Source organism: Plesiocystis pacifica SIR-1 (genome assembly GCF_000170895.1).
Classification (GTDB): Bacteria; Myxococcota_A; Polyangia; order Nannocystales; family Nannocystaceae; genus Plesiocystis; species Plesiocystis pacifica.
On sequence record NZ_ABCS01000001.1, the window covers coordinates 117,413 to 134,522 of the forward strand.

Annotated in this window: 15 protein-coding genes; 5 read left to right on the forward strand and 10 right to left on the reverse strand. The window is 70.1% G+C overall.

The genetic code is table 11. The features are described from left to right. Positions 1–123 precede the first annotated feature (123 nt). A complete protein-coding gene (locus PPSIR1_RS41455; RefSeq protein ID WP_157595061.1) occupies positions 124–1,635 on the reverse strand; it encodes an OmpA family protein in 1,512 nt (503 codons plus the stop codon). A gap of 47 nt (positions 1,636–1,682) precedes the next feature. Next, on the reverse strand, positions 1,683–2,192 hold the full coding sequence (locus PPSIR1_RS00440; RefSeq protein WP_006968979.1) for a hypothetical protein: 510 nt from the start codon (positions 2,190–2,192) through the stop codon (positions 1,683–1,685). 345 nt (positions 2,193–2,537) lie between these two features. Between PPSIR1_RS00440 and PPSIR1_RS00445 the strand changes: the two genes are divergently transcribed. The 4 genes from PPSIR1_RS00445 (at position 2,538) to PPSIR1_RS00460 (ending at position 7,525) form a co-directional block, all read left to right on the forward strand. Continuing rightward, positions 2,538–3,812 (forward strand): hypothetical protein, encoded by a 1,275-nt coding sequence (locus tag PPSIR1_RS00445; RefSeq protein ID WP_006968980.1) that lies wholly within the window; start codon positions 2,538–2,540, stop codon positions 3,810–3,812. 5 nt (positions 3,813–3,817) lie between these two features. After that, positions 3,818–5,557, forward strand: a complete 1,740-nt coding sequence (locus PPSIR1_RS00450; RefSeq protein WP_157595062.1) for an IgGFc-binding protein — start codon at positions 3,818–3,820, stop codon at positions 5,555–5,557. A gap of 42 nt (positions 5,558–5,599) precedes the next feature. Beyond that, positions 5,600–6,391, forward strand: a complete 792-nt coding sequence (locus tag PPSIR1_RS00455; protein WP_157595063.1) for a DUF1295 domain-containing protein — start codon at positions 5,600–5,602, stop codon at positions 6,389–6,391. A gap of 198 nt (positions 6,392–6,589) precedes the next feature. Further along, a complete protein-coding gene (locus PPSIR1_RS00460) occupies positions 6,590–7,525 on the forward strand; it encodes a hypothetical protein (RefSeq protein ID WP_006968983.1) in 936 nt (311 codons plus the stop codon). Positions 7,526–7,528: 3 nt separating this feature from the next. Here PPSIR1_RS00460 and PPSIR1_RS00465 read toward each other — a convergent pair whose 3' ends face one another. Together PPSIR1_RS00465 and PPSIR1_RS00470 are read right to left on the reverse strand one after the other, a co-directional pair. Beyond that, complete coding sequence (locus PPSIR1_RS00465; protein WP_006968984.1) at positions 7,529–8,578, reverse strand: DUF294 nucleotidyltransferase-like domain-containing protein; 1,050 nt, start codon at positions 8,576–8,578, stop codon at positions 7,529–7,531. Next, positions 8,578–9,804: an HD domain-containing protein gene (locus PPSIR1_RS00470; RefSeq protein WP_006968985.1), complete on the reverse strand. Its 1,227-nt coding sequence runs from the start codon at positions 9,802–9,804 to the stop codon at positions 8,578–8,580. The genes PPSIR1_RS00465 and PPSIR1_RS00470 overlap by 1 nt, the downstream gene beginning before the upstream one ends. 50 nt (positions 9,805–9,854) lie before the next feature. Between PPSIR1_RS00470 and PPSIR1_RS00475 the strand changes: the two genes are divergently transcribed. Then, positions 9,855–10,901 carry a cyanophycin synthetase gene (locus PPSIR1_RS00475; protein WP_006968986.1) on the forward strand — a complete coding sequence of 349 codons (1,047 nt, stop codon included), beginning with the start codon at positions 9,855–9,857 and terminating at the stop codon, positions 10,899–10,901. Between the two features lie 241 nt (positions 10,902–11,142). Here the strand turns inward: PPSIR1_RS00475 and PPSIR1_RS00480 are convergent, their stop codons facing one another. The 6 genes from PPSIR1_RS00480 to PPSIR1_RS00505 all read right to left on the reverse strand — a co-directional run bounded on the left by PPSIR1_RS00480 (position 11,143) and on the right by PPSIR1_RS00505 (position 17,068). Further along, complete coding sequence (locus tag PPSIR1_RS00480; protein WP_157595064.1) at positions 11,143–11,952, reverse strand: DedA family protein; 810 nt, start codon at positions 11,950–11,952, stop codon at positions 11,143–11,145. Between the two features lie 384 nt (positions 11,953–12,336). Further along, entirely contained in the window at positions 12,337–13,251 is a 915-nt protein-coding gene (locus tag PPSIR1_RS00485; protein ID WP_006968989.1) for a LysR family transcriptional regulator, read from the reverse strand. Positions 13,252–13,305: 54 nt separating this feature from the next. After that, the gene (locus PPSIR1_RS00490) at positions 13,306–14,364 is read right to left on the reverse strand and encodes a hypothetical protein (protein WP_157595065.1); all 1,059 of its coding nucleotides are present in this window, start codon (positions 14,362–14,364) and stop codon (positions 13,306–13,308) included. Positions 14,365–14,591: 227 nt separating this feature from the next. After that, positions 14,592–15,509, reverse strand: a complete 918-nt coding sequence (locus tag PPSIR1_RS00495; protein WP_006968991.1) for a sulfotransferase family protein — start codon at positions 15,507–15,509, stop codon at positions 14,592–14,594. Beyond that, positions 15,506–15,760 carry a hypothetical protein gene (locus PPSIR1_RS00500; protein WP_006968992.1) on the reverse strand — a complete coding sequence of 85 codons (255 nt, stop codon included), beginning with the start codon at positions 15,758–15,760 and terminating at the stop codon, positions 15,506–15,508. Before PPSIR1_RS00500 ends, PPSIR1_RS00495 begins: the two co-directional genes overlap by 4 nt. A 48-nt stretch (positions 15,761–15,808) precedes the next feature. Further along, a complete protein-coding gene (locus PPSIR1_RS00505; RefSeq protein ID WP_006968993.1) occupies positions 15,809–17,068 on the reverse strand; it encodes an FHA domain-containing serine/threonine-protein kinase in 1,260 nt (419 codons plus the stop codon). Between the last annotated feature and the right edge of the window lie 42 nt (positions 17,069–17,110).

Below are 17,110 nucleotides of genomic sequence, written 5' to 3' on the forward strand. Positions count from 1 at the left end.
GAGCTGCGCCCTGGTGACCCAAGGACTGAGCGACGCTGGGAGCCTTGGCGCCAGGTCGCAGGGGGCGGGGAGGGGAGGCGCTGGGTAAAAGTCCAGCGAAGAGTCCCCCGCCTGGTGGCGACTTCACTCCCCTTCGGTCGTGGGCTTGGCCCGCTCGGGCTTCGCCTTCTTGATGATCTCGAACTCGGTGCGCCGGTTCTTCGCGCGACCTTCCTCGGTCTCGTTGGTCGTGAGCGGATCGCTCTGGCCCGCGCCGAAGGTCTCGATGCGATCTTCGGCGATGCCGCCCTCGGCGAGGTACTGCTTCACGGCGTCGGCGCGATCCGTGGACAGCTTCTTGTTGTACTCCGGCGTGCCCTGGTTGTCGGTGTGGCCGACGACCTTGATGCGGATCTCCGGGTACTCCTCGAGCACCTTGATCGCGGCGTCGAGGACCTCCTTGGACTTGCCCTCGCGGATCGTCGCCGAGTTGTACTCGAACTCGATGCCCTCGATGACGCCGGTGAACTCGCGCACGGCGATGGGGACCTCGTCCGGGCAGCCGTCCTCGTCCTTGTAGCCGTTGACCTTCTCGGGCTCGTCGATGCACGCGTCGGTGTCGTCGAGGATGCCGTCGCCGTCGGTGTCGCGGATCGGGCAGCCGTCGGGCTCGACCCCGGCCTCGTAGGGGCACTCGTCCTCGGTGTCGATCCAGCCGTCCTCGTCGGTGTCCCGGGGCGGGCAGCCGTCGGGGCTGACCCCGGGCGTGTCCGGGCAGCTGTCGACGGCGTTCTCGAACCCGTCCTTGTCGCGGTCGGGATCCTCGGGGACGATCGGCTTGGGCTTTTGCCGGCCGAGGGTGAAGGACAGGCCGGCGAGCAGCTCGGCGTGGCTGGTGAAGTCGCGCTGGTTGGCGGACTTGGCCGAGAGGATGTGCCGGCCCTCGACGCGCAGGGCGATCCAGCGGTTGACGTAGACCTTGAGGCCGCCGCCCCAGTGCATGGCCGGGTCGATGTCGTCGCCGAGCAGGATGTTGGGCGAGTTGACGCCCATGGCCCCGCCGCCGATGAGCACGAAGGGGCTCACGGACCAGTAGGGCAGCTGGGCGATGAGGTGGCCCCGGACCTTCCACAGGATCACGGTGTCGTTGGTGCTGCTGCGGATCTTCGAGGGCAGCACGCCGCCCTCGGCCTCGACGCCCAGGAAGGTCAGGGGCTGGAAGGACGCGCGCAGGCCCACGGCGCCGTTGAGCTGCCACAGCGGCTTTTGGGGGGCCGTGTCCGGGTGGTAGAAGTCGTGGTCGTCGGAGGGGAAGAACAGCCCGCCGTAGACCCCGATCTCGGCCATGTTGCGCTCGGGCGCCCAGCGCTCTAGCCAGGGCACGTCGAGGCGCTTTTTGTCCGTGGACTCGAGCGCGGCGTTGGTCTTGGTGGCGCTGGCCTTGGCGTCACCGCGGCCGCCGTCGAGGGACAGCTCGGCTGAGCCGCCCGCGCTCGCGTCCTCGGCGGGGGCAGGGGCGGGCGCTGGTTCGGCTGCGGGGTCGCCAGCGGGCGCGGGTTCGCCAGCGAGGGCGAGGGCCGGGGCGAGGGCCGAGCAGACCAGCCCGGCGGGGACGAGGAGGGAGAGGGCGAGCGGACGCGCGGGAGAGGGGATCATCGGAGGGCGCTCGGAGTCGGGGAGGTGGGGGGCGAACGAGCGGGGCTTCACTGGCAGGCTGCGGCCTCTTCGAGGCATCCGGGGGGCTGGGGATCGTTGGCCATGGCGGCGATGCAGGTGAGGCAGTCGGTGTCCGAGGACTCCGGCCCGCACGAGCCGTTCTCGGAGCAGACGTTGCCGATGCACTCGGCCAGCTTGATCAGCTTGTAGGCCTCCTCGACGGTCAGGCCCATGTCGCACTGAAGGAAGCAGGACAGGTCGGGCTCCGGATCGGGGTCGACGATGGCGAGGCTCTGGCAGGTGATCAGGCACTCGATCGCGTCGCGGCAGGTGGTCTCCGCGGGTCCGGTCTCCTCGGCGGTCCAGTTGTCGTCGCCGCCGTCGTCGGTCTCGTCGCTGTACATCGCCATGGTGTCGCCGCCCGTGGTCTCGGTCTCGCCCTCGGCCCCGGCGAGCTCGTCGGAGTCGAAGATGCAACCGGACAGGCCCAGACCGAGGCTGAGACCGAGGCTCAGCGCCAGCGCGGTGCGACCCAGGAATTTCGGCGCGGTGTCCACCCGGCGACCGTATCAGCATTTCGTGGGCCTGCGGAAGGAATGGGCGGCTGCGCGGGACTTTGGTCCACGAGGTCTGACATTCATGTCGCAGTGTGGGCCTCGCCACGCGTTCAGATCCGTCCGCCGGTCCCTGCGAAGGTCGATCACCTGGCGTGAACCTGGAGCGCAGGCGCCGAGGGAGCCCCGCGCGGGAGGTGAATCCTTGTGCTCGCCTGGGTCGCCGCGCAAAATGACTGCATGGCGCACTGGCTTGGCTTCGATGGGGCAACAGCAGCGCGCGGGCGAGGACGACTCGCTCGCGCCGCGACGCTCGGCTCCAGCCTCGGACTCGCAGCGGCGGCCCTCGTGGGCGGCTGCCGGGGGGAGGACCTCTACTTCGACTGCGACGAGCAGTCCAAGAACTTCGAGGCGGCGGCGGCCCGGGAGGGGCAGCTGCTCGCGTCCGTGCCCAAGGGCGACCCCTACCCCGTGGCCATCAAGTTCTCCGAGGAGGGGCTCAACACCTTGCTCGAGGGCGTGGTCGGCTCGGACGTCCCGTTCACCGGTGAGCTGCCCTTCGTGTGGTTCTCGGGCCCGGGCACCTTGCAGTTCGAGGCGACGACCGACCCGGTCATCGAGCTCGAGTCCCTTGAGGGCTGCCCGACCTGCGTGCAGTACTCCTTCGACTTCAACACCGTGCTCATCGGCGTGGACGACCAGCCCGAGGGCGCGGGCATCGGCAGGGTCAAGTTCCGCATCCCCATCGAGCTGCAAGAGAACGGCGAGAGCTCGACCAAGCTCGTCGCCGACTACACGCGCCTGCGCGTGCAGGACCTGTGGCTCGACGCCTTCGGGCTCAAGACCGAGGACCACGAGGCCCTCGTCGGCGCCCTGGCCCTGTTCATGGAGGAGAAGATCCAAGAGGAGTACGGCGAGACCGAGCTGCTCCAGCTCGACTCCTGGGAGCTCGGCAACGGCGACATCAAGCTCCTGGCGCGCAAGCTGTTCGTGTTCCCCGAGGACGACACCATGGTCCTGGCGATGCAGAGCAACCTGCCCCTGCCCCAGGGCGGCGGCCTCGAGATCACCGGCGAGATGCCCATGGGCATCTCCATGGTCCTCGACTTCGACGTGTCCCTGCTCGGGTCCATGGTCGAGCGCCTGCTGACCGAGGGCGAGATCCCGCGGGTCTACGACGACAAGGGCGAGCCCGATCCCGAGGGCGAGTACGGCCTGACCTTCGACGGCCTGACCGGGCGCCCCAACGGACAGATCCTCGAGTCCCAGTTCCGGGTCTGGCGCATCGCCGAGGGCTACTGCGGCTACGCCACCGCGATCATGGACCTCGCCGTCGACCTCGAAGAGGAGACCGGCGCCGTGGTGCTCAGCGCTGGCGACGTCTCGGTGATCGGCGGCCAGGGAGCGGGCGCCGTGGCGGCCGAGGAGGACCAGCTCGTCGAGGACAACCAGCAGGTCATCGACACCTTCCGCGACGGCCTCGTCTCCAACCTCGGGACCACCATCAACTACGACGCGCTGGCCATCGAGGGCAGCTCGATCGTGTTCAACACCGAGGCTCGGGACGTCCACGAGGACCACCTCGAGACCTGGTTCACCTTCTTCGTCGTCGAGAACCCGTGATCACCATGCGTTCGACCCCCCTCGCGCTTTCCTTTTCTTTCATCCTCGCCCTGCCCCTGACCGTCGGGGGCTGCCCCAGCGACCCGGGCGCTGACGAGGACTCCGACGGCAACGGCGACAACGCCAGCAACGACGACGAGGTCGGCCAGGACGAGTCCACGGACGACAGCCCGCAGGTGATCTGCGTGCCGGGCGAGACCCAGTGCGACGGCGACGGCAACCTCGAGACCTGCGCGGCCACGGGCCTCGAGTGGGAGACCAGCCTGTGCGGGGCCAACGAGACCTGCATGGAGTGCTCCGACGAGGACCCGGACTGCACCGGGGCCAAGTGCGTCGGGCCGTGCGAGATCACCGACGAGCTGCCCAGCTCGGCCGGCTGCTCCTTCTACGCCTCGGGCATGCTGATCAACACGGCGGCCGACGGGGTCGCCGACGCCGTCGTGATCGGCAACCCCAGCGAGGACGCGACCGCCACGGTCCAGCGCTTTTTGATCCCCATCGGCTCGAACCAAGAGCAGGGCGAGGAGCCGGTCTCGATCGGCCCCGGCGAGACCCACGTGTTCTTGTTCGACGCCGACCTGACGGAGAACAAGAACAACGGCGCGGGCACCTCCAAGTACCAGTCGGGCGGGCTCTACCACTTCGTCAGCGACCTGCCGGTGATCGCCTACCAGCACTCGCCCTACCAGGAGACGGCGACCAACGAGTCCTCCCTGCTGCTGCCCGAGGACTCGGCCCGCCAGGACTTCGTGATCTTCGCCTACGACCCCTTCGGCGAGCCCAGCTACTTCAACGTGATCGCCCTGGAGAACCAGACCAAGGTCACGTGGACGCCGACCATCGAGACCGCCGGCAACAACCTGCCGCTGCCCTTCGTCAACGTCGGCGAGACCGGCGAGTACACCATCAACCGCCACGACGTCATGCGCATCGCGGCCTCGGCCAACCTCGGCGCGCCGGAGTACGAGCAGGATCTCTCGGGCACGGTGGTCACCTCCGACAAGCCCGTGCTGATCATGGCGGGCGTCGTCGGCATCAAGGTGCCCTACTGCCTGATGGGCTCGGGCAGCGACCCGCAGACCTGCTGGGGCACGGCCGACCACGTCCAGGAGCAGGTCATCCCCCTCGACTACTGGGGCGAGCGCTACGTCGCCGCCCACTCGCCCGTGCGCGGGGACGAGGAGCACTACTGGCGGGTGTTCTCCGGCGACGCCAACGTGACCGTGACCGCCGATCCGCCCGTGCCCGGCTCGCCCTTCACCTTCGCCAGCCGCGGCGACTGGGTCGAGTTCAGCGTGCCCAACGGGACCAACTTCATGCTCGAGGGCGACGGCCCGTTCATGCCCGTGCAGTACACGGCCCGCCACCTGCTCGCCAACGAGATCGGCGACGCGGCCATGTACCAGATGATCCCCGTGGATCAGTTCCTCTCGCGCTACCTGTTCGTGACCGCCGACGGCTACGACTACGACTACGTCCAGGTCACCCGCGAGGCCGGCTCGGCCGACGTGCTCCTCGACGACACGGTCGTCAGCGGCTACGAGGCCGTCGGTGACTTCGAGGTCGCCACGGTGCAGATCGAGGCTGGCGCCCACGACATCCGCAGCGAGGACCCCTTCGGGATCATCCAGGTCGGCTACGTCCAGGGCGTGTACCCGAACGGGCCCGACAACAACGCGTCCGAGTTCCCGGCGGCCTACGGCTACCCGGGCGGCATGAAGGTCGAGCCGCTGTTCATTCCCTAGGCCCGGCGGGGCGCGCTCTGAGGCATGCTGGTAGGCAGCACCATGGACGCTCTGCCTACCGGTTCGTTCGTCGCGCTCGCGTGCGCCCTGGTGATCGCGTCGCCGGGCTTTTACCGGGTCGTGCACTTCATCGGCACGGGCTACGGCTTCTCGATCGCTGGGATCGCGCTCGCGGCGGCCTGGCTGCACCGCGGGAGCCTCGAGCCCTTCGGCCTCGCCCAGCTCGCGCTGCTCGTCGCCTACGGCCTGCGCCTCGGGGTGTTCTTGATTCGACGCGAGCGCCGGGCGAGCTACCAAAAAGAGCGCGAGGTGATCGAGCGCAGCACCGAGGGCGTCACCTTCCCGGTCGCGGTCTCGATCTGGCTGAGCGTGGCCGTGCTCTACGTGCTGATGAGCTATCCGGCCCTCGTGGTCCTCGACGCCCTCGCGGACGGCCAGCCCGCCCACGCGAGCGCCATCGTGGGCGTCGTGGTCATGGCCGCGGGGCTCGGCCTCGAGGCCTGGGCCGACCGGCAAAAGAGCCGCTACAAGGCCGCGAACCCCGAGCGCTTTTGCGACGTCGGCCTGTACCGCTTTGTCCGCTGCCCCAACTACCTCGGCGAGTCCGTATTTTGGGTCGGCCAGTTCGTGACGGGCCTGGCCTACTACACGCACTGGTCGCACTGGCTGGCCAGCGGCCTCGGCTTCGTCTCGATCCAGGCCATCATGATCCACTCGGCCTGGCGCCTCGAGCAGACCCAGTCCGAGCGCTACGGCGAGCGCGAGGACTACCGCGAGTACGTGAGCCGCGTGCCCATCTTGTGGCCGCTGCCGATCTACAGCTTGAAGCGCTGACGCCTGCGTCGCTGGCCTGCCCATTTCTCGGGAGGAAACCGGTAGGAATGAACGCTTTGAGCGTGTCGTGACGCACGGATCGCAACTTCGGGACAACGTAGGATAACGCCAGTTATGAGCCTTCAGCGAGCCTCATTGATTGCGACAGTTGTTCTTTTTGGTGTCGCGTGCGCCGACGAAGGGGATGATTCGGGCTCGGTGTTCTCCACGGGCGTCGGTGCGGACGACGAGGCCGGAGAGGGCCCCGAGGGCGAGGGCGACGAGGCCGAGGACACCGGCGAGGCCGGGCCGGCGCTGGACATGTCCGAGGGGGGTCAGGGCGAGGGGATGATGGAGGCCGGCGACGAGCCGGGCTGCACCAAGGTCGACCTGCTGTTCGTGATCGACGACTCGATCTCCATGGCTGGGGAGCAGGCGAACCTGATCGCCAGCTTCCCCGAGTTCATCGCGGGCATCCAGGACACGCTGGCCAACGCGGACAGCTACCACGTCGGGGTGGTGACGACGAACGCCTACGCCTACAACGCGGGGGGCTGCCAGCAGATGGGCGCGCTGGTCACCCAGACCGGAGGCGCGAGCGCTTCGGGCCAGGTCTGCGGACCCTTCGCGGCCGGCCGCTACATGAGCGACGCCGACGACCTCCAGGCGACCTTCGCCTGCGCGGCGCAGGTGGGCATCGACGGCCCCACGGACGAGCGCCCGATGGAGTCGCTGGAGATCGCCCTGGGCTCGGCGCACGCGGGAGCGGGCGGGTGCAACGAGGGCTTTTTGCGCAACGATGCCTTGCTCGTGGTCGTGCTGATCACCGACGAGGAGGACGACCACTTCATGCTCTACAACACCCTCGAGGGCTCTCCGGGGGATCCGCCCGACTGGTTCGCGGCCGTGGCCGCGGCCAAGGGCATGGAGAGCAACGCCGCGATCTTGAGCATCATCGGCGGCCAGCCGGGCAACGTCTGCCCCGAGCCCTCGGGCGTCGACGGGGCCGAGGACGCGCCGCGGCTGCGGGCCTTCACCGAGATGTTCACCCACGGCTTTCTGGGGGACGTGTGCGCGCCGAGCTACGGGCCCTTCTTCGACGAGGCGATCGCCGTGGTCGAGACGGCCTGCGAGGGCTTCGTGCCCATTCCTTGAGGGTCACAGCACGCAAAAGCGGACCATGTAGCGGCGGCAGCGGGCGAGCAGGAGCTCGACGATGTCCGCCGTCGCGGCGTCCAGGCGATCGGCGTTGGCGTAGAGGTCCTCGAACACCGCCGAGTCGTGGCGCGCTTCGTAGGGCAGCTGGCCGAGCTCGTCGCGGACGGCCGGGTCGGCGAGGGCGGCCAGGAAGTGGTCCATGCACAGCACGGGCTCGCGGGCGAGCTCGGGGGCGCCGAAGTGGTCGAGGGCGGTGGCCAGGCGCAGCAGCGAGGGCCAGCCGATGCGCGCGGCCAGGGTGACGTCGCGGGCGGCGTCGTCTTCGATGGCGTCGACGCAAAAGCACTGCAGGGCGATGTTGGCCAGGTGCCACAGCTTGCGGCTGTGGCGGAGCTTGAGCACGCGGAGCGCCCAGCTCTTGTCGAGCACCTCGACCTTGTGGCGGTAGTCCATGCACAGCGTCCGGTAGTAGCGCTGCAGGTCGTTGCCGAGGGAGGCGAGGAAGCGCCCGCGGGAGATCTGGCCGTCGGCGTAGGCCCGGAAGATGCCGCGCTTGGTGGCCCGGCCGGCGCCCACGAGCCACGCGCCCTCGGTCAGCAGCAGGGCGCGGTAGGTCAAGCTGAGGTTGCTGTCCTCGCGGCCGCCGATGTTGGCGACGAGGCTGTGGCGGTCGACGGCGCGGTCGAAGGTCTTGTGGAGGATGTCGAAGTCGGGGCTGAGGACGTCGACGACGGCCTCGCGCAGGCGCTGGGCCTCGGCGGGGTCGAGGGCCTGGCCGTCGTAGAGCACGGCCAGGTCGAGGTCCGAGGTGGGCGAGGCCTCGTGGCGGCCGAGGGAGCCGAGGGCGAACACGGCGAGGCCCCGCTCGGCGAAGCCGCGGTGGTCGTCGCGCGCGTTTGCGAGGCGCAGGTCGAGGGCGCGGAGGCTGGCCCGAGCCTCGCGCAGGCGGGCCTGGGAGTAGCGCTCGGCCTCGAGCAGCGCGGCGGCCTGGCTCGGATCCTCCAGGCCGACGCGGGGCAGGAGCTGAGCCAGGGCCGAGGGCGCGGCCATCAGACCTCGGGCTCCTCCGAGGTCGGCGCGCGGGCGCCCTCGAAGGCGGACTGGGGCAGGGGCAGGCGCAGCTGATCCTGGCGGCGCGAGACCACCCAGGCGCGGGTCTTCTCGTGGCGGTAGCGGGTCTCCCACTGGCTCAGGCCCAGGCCGCGCTGGCCCCCGCGGGGCTCGACGCTGCGATCGACGTAGTAGCGCTTGCGCGTGCGGACCATGAGCGGCTCGCGGTCGAGGCTCTGGGTGTCCCCGGCGACCACGGCCCCGTAGTCCTCGCTGACCCACAGCTCGTAGTCGCGGTCGTCGCGGTCGACCAAGCTGGCGTCGTCGAAGTCCGCGTCGCCGAGCAGCCGGCGCAGGGCCGCGTCGTCGAAGCGCTCGAGCTCGTCGAACACGCCCATGTCCACGCGCGCGGCGACCAGCTCGCACAGCCGGGCCTCGGCGAGGATGTTGGAGGGCAGGTTGATGACCCGGTCGTAGACCCGGTGCTTGAGCAGCCAGAATTGATCGGCGGCGGCCAGGGCCTCGCGCTGGATGCCCAGCTCCGATCCTCCCCCTGAACCAGCCGCGTCGACCCAGGTGAACAGGCGCTCGGGCAGGTTGCGCTTGCGGACCCGAAAGTCCCGGGCCGTGCGCGTGATGCCCTCGAGGGTGTCGAGGTTGATGGGCGCGCGCAGCAGCTCGGCCAGGGGCGCGAGGGCAGGGGAGAGGCTCGGGCTGCGGTCGATGAGCGCCCAGACCTCGGCGGGATCGATGTCCTGGACCTCGAGGCTGGGGCGGAGCGAGCGGTCGCGGCTGATGGGGCCGTCGCCGAGGATGACCCAGCGGCCGACCTCGTGGTGGTTCGCGCCCAGGGTCCGCGCGAACGCGGCCTCGGCCGCGTGCGAGAGGGGGTAGTGGCCGATGTCGTGGAGCAGGCAGGCCGCGACGAAGGTCTTGGCCCGGTCGCGGGGGAGCTCGAGGGACGCGGCCGCGTCGAGGGCGAGCTTGGCCACGCCCAGGGAGTGCTCGCGGCGGTTCGAGGCCCGGCGGCTCAGGGGGTGGCGGTCGAGGGTGCCCAGGAAGCTGATGCGCCCCAGGCGGGCCATCCACGCGTTGTCGATCAGGGCGTCGCCGACGAGCTCGCGGAGGCGCTCGGCCTTGCTGCCCGCGCTCTTGCGGCCTGCGCGGGCTGCCGCCTTGGCGGGCGAGCGCTCGCGGGAGGCGGCGCGGCTGCGGGTCGGCGGCATCGTCGAGACAACTTAGCAGGCTCGGAAAATTTTGGGCAGACTCGCGGCCGATGCCCGCGACGCCTGCCGTGCCCACGACCCTCGAGCTCCGCCTCGCCGCCGCGAAGGCCCGGGGCTGGACGGCGACCTGCCTCGACCCGGAGACCAACTGGCTGTGGCGTTTGAGTCGAGGCGAGCGACAGATCGTGCTGTTTGGATCGCAGTCGCCGCTCAACACCGCCACCGGCGCGCGCCTGGCCTCGGACAAGGACCACACGGCGACGATCCTGCGCAGCGCCGGCTTGCCGGCCATCGAGGGCGCGCGCTGCTTGAAGGCCGGCGTGCACCTGGGGCCGGCGGGCGGCGAGGCCGGCGATCCCTACGCCGATCAGCGCGGCCTGGGGCCCGGGCTGCGCTTCGCCGAGGTCTCGGGCTACCCGGTGGTCGTCAAGCCCAACCGCGGCTCGCGGGGCCGGGCCGTGACCGTGGTCGAGGACGCCGACCAGCTGCGCGCGGCGGTCGAGGCGGTCTGGGCCATGGACAACCTGGCCCTGGTCCAGCGCGCCGTGCCGGGGGTCGACCTGCGCATCGACATGCTCGACGGCGAGCTGCTCCTGGCCTATCTGCGTCGGCCGCTGCGCCTGGTCGGCGACGGCCGCTCGACCGTGCTCGAGCTCCTCGGTCGGGCCGACGCGCGGGCCAAGGACGCCGAGTTCATCGCGCGCACCACCGGCGACCCGCTGTGGGCGGCGACCCTGGCCGCCCAGGGCCTCGACGACAACGGCGTGCCCGCGCCGGGTCAGACCCTCGCCTTCCCGGCGACCATCCTCAACCTCAACCGCTGCTGCACGGCGACGGTCTACGGCGAGCTCCCCGAGCCGTGGATCGAGCTGGCTCGGCGCGTGGGCGCGGCCATGGGCATGCGCCACTGGGGCATAGACCTGCGCATCCCCGACGGGGACGACCCGGTCCACGACGACCCGGACCCGAGCGAGGCGGTGATCCTCGAGGTCAACGCTTCGCCGGTGATGATCCAGGTCTACCGCATGGGCGCCGCATCGCTGGTCGAGTCCTGCGAGGGCCGCCTCACCGACGCGATCCTCGAGCTAGCGCGCTGACACAGAAGCGCTCGCGCGCCGCTTCCTCGGGAGGAAGGGCGCGCGAACGAGGGGCTACTTGGTGGTGCCCCACTTGACGTCGCCGCCGTGGCCAGCCTTGGTGTTGGTCTTGGTCTCCATGGTCGTCGTTCCTCGATTCGGGGTGTGGTGAGAGGTCGCTTCGCCACTCGCGAAGCGCCCGTCCAACGCGGAGCTGGACGGGCCCTGACACCCCGAGTGAGGCCCGAGTGAGGGGGCGGAGTCAGCCTTCTTCGAGGTCGGGGAGCTCGGGGAGCTCGTCGTCCTCGGCGGGGCGCAGGCGGTTCCACAGCATCTTGCCCGCGAACAGAGCCGCCGCGATGACGCTCAGCGCGAGCACGTGGTCGCCGATGAAGCCGTAGAGGCGCTCGAGCTGCTCGGTCAGGGCCGCGCCGAAGAAGTAGCAGCCGACGGTCCACACGATGTTGCCGGCGAGGACGGCCGGGTAGAACACGCGGGCGCGGGTGTTGGACGCGCCCGCGAGCACGGCCACGACCAGGCTCGGGCCGGCGAACACGACCAGCCCGGCCGCCTTGCCGAGCCACTCGCGGATCCGCCGGGTCTGCTTGGGCCGGACGACGCGGCGGTCCTCGAGCCACTGCAGGGCGCGGTCCCCCAGGGCGCGGCCGAACTCGTAGAACACCGCGCACTGCAGCACCGCGGCGGTGATGCTCAGGCTGAAGAAGAGCGCGGGGTTGACCAGGGGCGCGACCAGGATCAGGTCGGCGGCCGCAGGGCTGAAGGCCAAGAGCGTGGCCGGGGCTTCCAGCAGCAGCACCGGGAAGAAGGCCAGGGCCACGCTGCGAACGATGACGATGGCGATGAGCGCGATGATCCACCGCGACGACTTGGCCAGCTCGCGGGTCTTGTCCCAGCTGCCCGAGCGCGCCGCGGCGGCCTTGGCCAGGCGCGAGCCCGAGGCGCTGGCCGAAGCCGCGGGCGAGACGGAGTCCTTGGAGATGGGATCGATGGCCTCGTGCCTTCCGCTCGGAGACAGCACCGGATGGTTACCCGTCGTCGCAGCCGCGTTCAAAGCCTGGCCTCCTCGTGGCGCCGGGTTGCTCCGGGGTGGAGCGAAGGCGCGCGCGATGCGGCTGGGGCACAAAGGGGCATGCCATCGAAGAGTAGACCGAAGCGCCATGATTGTCGTCCCGGGCACCCCCAACCCACCTGGGCTGCACGCGTGAGCCTACCGCGCGTGAAACTTGGTTCCTGGTGTGAGGGGCGCGGTGGACGGTCTGCGTGGTTCGCGGAGCTGCGGACGGTGTCCGTCAACTCTAACCGTCGTGGACGACGCCACGCCCTCCCTGCCCCACGTCCACGACTCAGCGGGTCGGCCAAAACGAGTTTGGCCGACCCTCTGTCCATTTTAACCGTCGTGGACGACGCCACGCCCTCCCTGCCCCACGTCCACGACTCAGCCCAGATCGTGAGGCTCCAGCGTCACGGGGCCCTGAAATTGCTCGATGAGAAACTCGAGCAGTCGGGTGACGCGGGAGGGAAGGTGAGGACCAGGCCGATAGAGGATGCTCAGCGGGTCACCATAGAGGGCGAACTCGGGAAGGACGGGCATGAGCAGCCCCCGGTCGACCGCGAGGCGCCCTGGAGTCTCGGGCAGGAGCGCGATGCCCAGGCCCGCGGTCGCGGCTTGGCGCACGAACGCCAGGCTGTTGGCGACCACCCGGCCCGAGACGCGGACCGGGCGGGGGCCCTCGGGGCCGGTGAGCTCCCACGTCGCGTGGGTGTGGGGGCCCCCGAAGATGATGACCTCGTGCTGCTCGAGCTGTTCGGGCGCGCGGGGGAGGCCGCGGCGCGCCTCGTACGACGGTGATGCGTACGCCCGGAAGGGCGAGACCACGAGCCGCCGACACCGATAGGACGAGTCCTCGAGGCGGCCCCCGACGATCGCCATGTCGAACCCGTCTCGCATCGCTGCCGCCGGATCCGAGTCGAGCTTGACGGCGACGGTGACCTCGGGGTTGCGCCTGACGAACGCGGCCACGAGCCGCGGGAGGAGCTCGGAGCCCACGCCGATGGGCGCAGACAGCCGCACGTGGCCGCGCGGGACGTCTTGATTGGTCGCCTCTCGGGTCGCCTCGGCGATCGCGGCCAGCGGCGCCTCGACGCGCGCGTAGAGCCGGCGCCCGGTGGCGTTGAGCTCGAGGTTGCGCCCTACCCGGTCGAAGAGCGCCGCGTCGAGCGCGGCCTGGAGGCGGGCCATGGCTCGGCTGACCGAGGACTTGGCCACGCGGAGGGCACCCGCCGCGCCCGCGACGCCTCCATGCTCGACCACGGCAACGAAGATCTGAAGATCCTTCATGTCGGCATCCATCCGAGCCTCCGCTCCGTCGGAGAGTCGACCCCCGACTCGCGCCCCGACCCTATCCTACTGCGCGATGAAGGTGCACCGCGTGATCGGCTGCGCGACGTCGCGGGTCACGTAGAGCGTGTACTCTTGCCCCGGCTCGAGGGACGCTGGCGCGCCCGCGTGTGGCCAGTCCTGGGCCGCGCCCTCGGGGACCACGCCGAACTCCACCGCTCCAGACTCGAGCGGGGTGCCGTCGTGCGGCACGTCGACGCGCCAGATCGTGCCCTCGGGTAGATCCAGGTTGGGGGGAATCGTCGGGTTGGCCGCGCCCGCCTCCATCACGTAGAGGTATCGAGCCTCGCCCCCTGACCACTCGATCGTCCCATCGTGCCCCACGCCTTCACCACACGCGCAGGGCTCGACCTCGTAGGCCTGCTGCTCGAGCAGGATCGCGCCGGTGGGCGGAGCATCGTCGAATTCTTCGGGGAGCCGCCCTCGATGGTGCAGCTCGTCGGCGAAGAAGCTCCGCATGCGATCGGGATCGGTCGACGGGACGCTGTCCACGCGATGAAAGCCGTTGTTGTCCTCGGGCGGAAATCGCCCGAACATCGAGGTATCGATGAGGCCCGCGAGGGCCGCGACGTCGCGATCGCTGAAGGTCCCCATCCAGTTTCCGGGCGCGTCGACGGTCCAGCGAACCGGGCCGGCCGGCGCGACGTCGGAGTGGCAGCACGCGCAGCCGGTGGCTCGAATCTGTGCCTGCACCCACTGAAGCTCCGAGGCGTACTCGACCTCCTCGAGCCGAGGATCTCCCTGGGGATAGACGTCGGCCGACGGCATCGGGTAGTAGGGTCGCTGCGTTCGCACCACGCCGCAGTCAGCGTAGTCCGCGAACACGCGCCCGGGCTCGGTCGCGCCTGCCACCGCCTGCCACGTACACACTTGCCCCTCCGGGCCGTCCCCGGCCGGCTCGTCCTCGTGAGGGGCGCGACAGTGCCGGGTAGGCTGAATGAGGATCGGCAGCTCGACCGGAGGTCCGGCCAGGTCCTGGCCATCGGACCCGCAGCTGTTGGCGGCCTCTCGATCGCAGCCGAGGGCTCCCGCGAGGAGCACGAGCGAGCCAGCGAGTGGCGTCACGCGAGGGAGGGGAACGCGTAGCGAAAGGTTCATGCCCACACCCTAGCCCCGCGTCCGCGGAGGAATAACGAGCGTTCGGGGAACCGACGGTTCCGTCGGCGGAACCATCACGCCGAGTTCGCCGCCCTGCTCCCCAATGATGCTCGACGAGGACCTCGTCGCAGCAAACCCCTCGGCGGTCTACAGGCCGCTCAAAGCCGCGGGCCGCCTGCGGGTCAAAACAGAGCTCAGCCCTTCTTGGGGACCTGCATGCGCAGCCCAAACTCGTAGCGCTTGCGCGCCATGGCGGCGTCGATGGGCCGATCCATGAGCTCCACGGGCGCGTAACCCAGGCGCTCGAGGGTGGGGTTGCAGATCGCGGCGAGCTTGACCTGTACGGGGCGCGGGAGCTCGCGCCAACGCTCGACGCTGGAGCGATCGACGGCGGTGCGCTTGTAGGTCTTCCAGTCGCCAAAGCCGAGGGTGCCGGTGTCGCCGAGGGCCTCGCCGAGGAGCTCGGGCTGCCAGTCCTCGCCCAGGAAGGTGAACAGGCGGGCGAGCTCGGCCTCGGGATCGTCGGTCAGATCCTCGTAGCGCACGGAGATGGCCTGGTCTGCGGGCAGGGCCTCGGCCAGGTCCGCGATCGCGTTGGCCGCGTCGACCCAGGCGTGGGCCAGGGCGACGTGGGGCTCGGGGCAGCGCTGGATGTAGGGGCGCAGCTCGTCGACGTAGCCGCCGGTCTTGTCGACCAGGTCCTTGAACGAGGGCGCGACGTCCATGCCGTGGCGGTGCAGGCAGATGAACTGCACGTGGCCCTCGCACAGGCGCTGGATGGTCGGGACGTAGAAGGCGTGGAAGGCCGTCTTCTCGGCCCAGCGCGCCTTGCCGGCCTGCTTGGCGTAGTCGTCGAGGAAGCCGAAGCACATCTCGCGCAGGCGGGCGAGGGTCTGGTCCTCGCCAAAGCCCGCGAAGGACAGGCCGTCGAGGACGCCGATGCCCAGGCCCAGGGCGAAGCGGTCCGTGTGCAAAAAGCGAGCGGCCGCGCTGAACAGGTAGGTCTCGGGCGGGCAGGCGATGTTGGGGTGGGCGTCGAGGATGCGCCGGACCAAGGTCGTGCCCGAGCGCGGGCTGCCGAGGACGACGATGCCCTTGGGAGCTGCGCTCACCTACGCCGACGCCGCTTCTTGGTCGAGTTGACCAGGCTCAGGATGCTCGTGACCGTGTCCAGGTTGTCGACGGTCATGTCCTGGGGCTGGATCTGAAAGCCCTGCCCGTCGAGCCAGGTCCACATGTCGACGAGGGTGTAGGAGTCGAGCAGCCCCGAGGAGAACAGCTCGGCGTCGTCGCCCAGCTTGCTCAGATCGTGGCGGGTGGCCTGCTGCAGGTACGCGAGGATGTCTTGGCGCTGGAGCTCCACGGCGCAGGCAGGCTAACGCAGCTGCGCCAGCGGGCCAAACCCGCGGGCTCAGCGGGGCGGATACTCGAGCACCATGCGCGTGCTGCCGACGGAGATCACCGTGCCCGGCACCAGGCGCACCGGGCCCTCGAGGGGGTGGCCGTTGAGCTCCACGCGCAGCGTGGGGTGGGGCGCGCCGACGGGCTCGATGATGGCCTCGTGGGTGTAGCCGAGCCAGTTGATCTTGGCGAGATCGCGGTTGCTGCCGTCGCTGCCGACCTGAATCAGGCAGCGGTCGTGGGTGCCGATGGTGTGCTGACCGGGGATCATCAACGAGCTGCTGCGCGCCCCGTCGCGGTCCTGGACCTGGACGAGGCCGGCGACGGGGGCGTCGAGCTCCCCGTGCAGCACCGAGGCCAGCGAGCGCGCCGCGGCGCCCCCGGTCTGGGGCCGCTTGGCCGGATCTTTTTGCAGCATCCAGTGGACGATCTGGATCAGCCGGTAGGGCAGGCGCTTGCGGCAGTCCCGGTACTTGTCGAGGGGCACCAGGGGCTTTTTGACGTGGGCCGAGAGCCACTCGAGGGGCTCGTCGAGCAGGCGCTCGCGGACCGCGTTGCACGGCTCCTTGGGGAACAGGGGCATGCGCGCCGAGAGCAGCTCGTAGAGCACGATGCCGATGCTGTAGACGTCGCTCGCCGGGGTCAGCGGCGTGCCCTTGACCTGCTCGGGCTGGGAGTAGTGGGGCGTGCCCACGAGCATGTGGCCCATGGTCGCCGAGATGCCCATGGTCGAGCTCGCGTCCCAGCCCCGCGCCAGCCCAAAGTCGATGACCTTGAGGTGGTCCGAGGGCTGGATCCACAGGTTCTCGGGCTTGATGTCGCGGTGCACGATGCCCAGGCGGTGGCCCTCGTCCAGGCCCACGCAGGCCTCGTAGGCCCAGCGCACCGCCCGGACCGGATCCATGGGCTCGTGGAAGTCGTGGACGGCGAGCATGTCGGCGCCGCGCAGGAGCTCCATGACCATGTACCAGCGGTCGTCGCGGCCCATGCCGTGGTCGTGGATGTGGACCACGTGGGGGTTGGTCAGGGTCTCGAGGATGCGGACCTCTCGCAGCGCGCGCAGGGCCGTCGCCTCGTCGCCGAGGACCGAGCGCGAGAGCTTGAGGGCGATGGGGTCCTCGTAGTCCGGGGACATCGCGGCGTAGACCCGGGCGAAGCTCCCGGTCCCGAGCTCGCGCAGAATCACGAACTCGTCGTAGCGATCTCCTGGGCCGAAGACTGACTCCATGGCGGGCTCGAAGATGCGATCAGTCGACGCGAAGGCAGCCACGACGGTGAGAGTCTAGCGCATGAAGTGTGCGCTGGCTTGCTT

What these genes read in the sequence shown, in the direction of transcription:
- PPSIR1_RS00475 (WP_006968986.1), top strand. Translation starts at nt 9,855, where the DNA reads ATGCCCGCGACGCCTGCCGTGCCCACGACCCTCGAGCTCCGCCTCGCC.
- PPSIR1_RS00450 (WP_157595062.1), top strand. Translation starts at nt 3,818, where the DNA reads ATGCGTTCGACCCCCCTCGCGCTTTCCTTTTCTTTCATCCTCGCCCTG.
- PPSIR1_RS00485 (WP_006968989.1), bottom strand. Translation starts at nt 13,251, where the DNA reads ATGGATGCCGACATGAAGGATCTTCAGATCTTCGTTGCCGTGGTCGAG.
- PPSIR1_RS00455 (WP_157595063.1), top strand. Translation starts at nt 5,600, where the DNA reads ATGGACGCTCTGCCTACCGGTTCGTTCGTCGCGCTCGCGTGCGCCCTG.
- PPSIR1_RS41455 (WP_157595061.1), bottom strand. Translation starts at nt 1,635, where the DNA reads ATGATCCCCTCTCCCGCGCGTCCGCTCGCCCTCTCCCTCCTCGTCCCC.
- PPSIR1_RS00470 (WP_006968985.1), bottom strand. Translation starts at nt 9,804, where the DNA reads ATGCCGCCGACCCGCAGCCGCGCCGCCTCCCGCGAGCGCTCGCCCGCC.
- PPSIR1_RS00465 (WP_006968984.1), bottom strand. Translation starts at nt 8,578, where the DNA reads ATGGCCGCGCCCTCGGCCCTGGCTCAGCTCCTGCCCCGCGTCGGCCTG.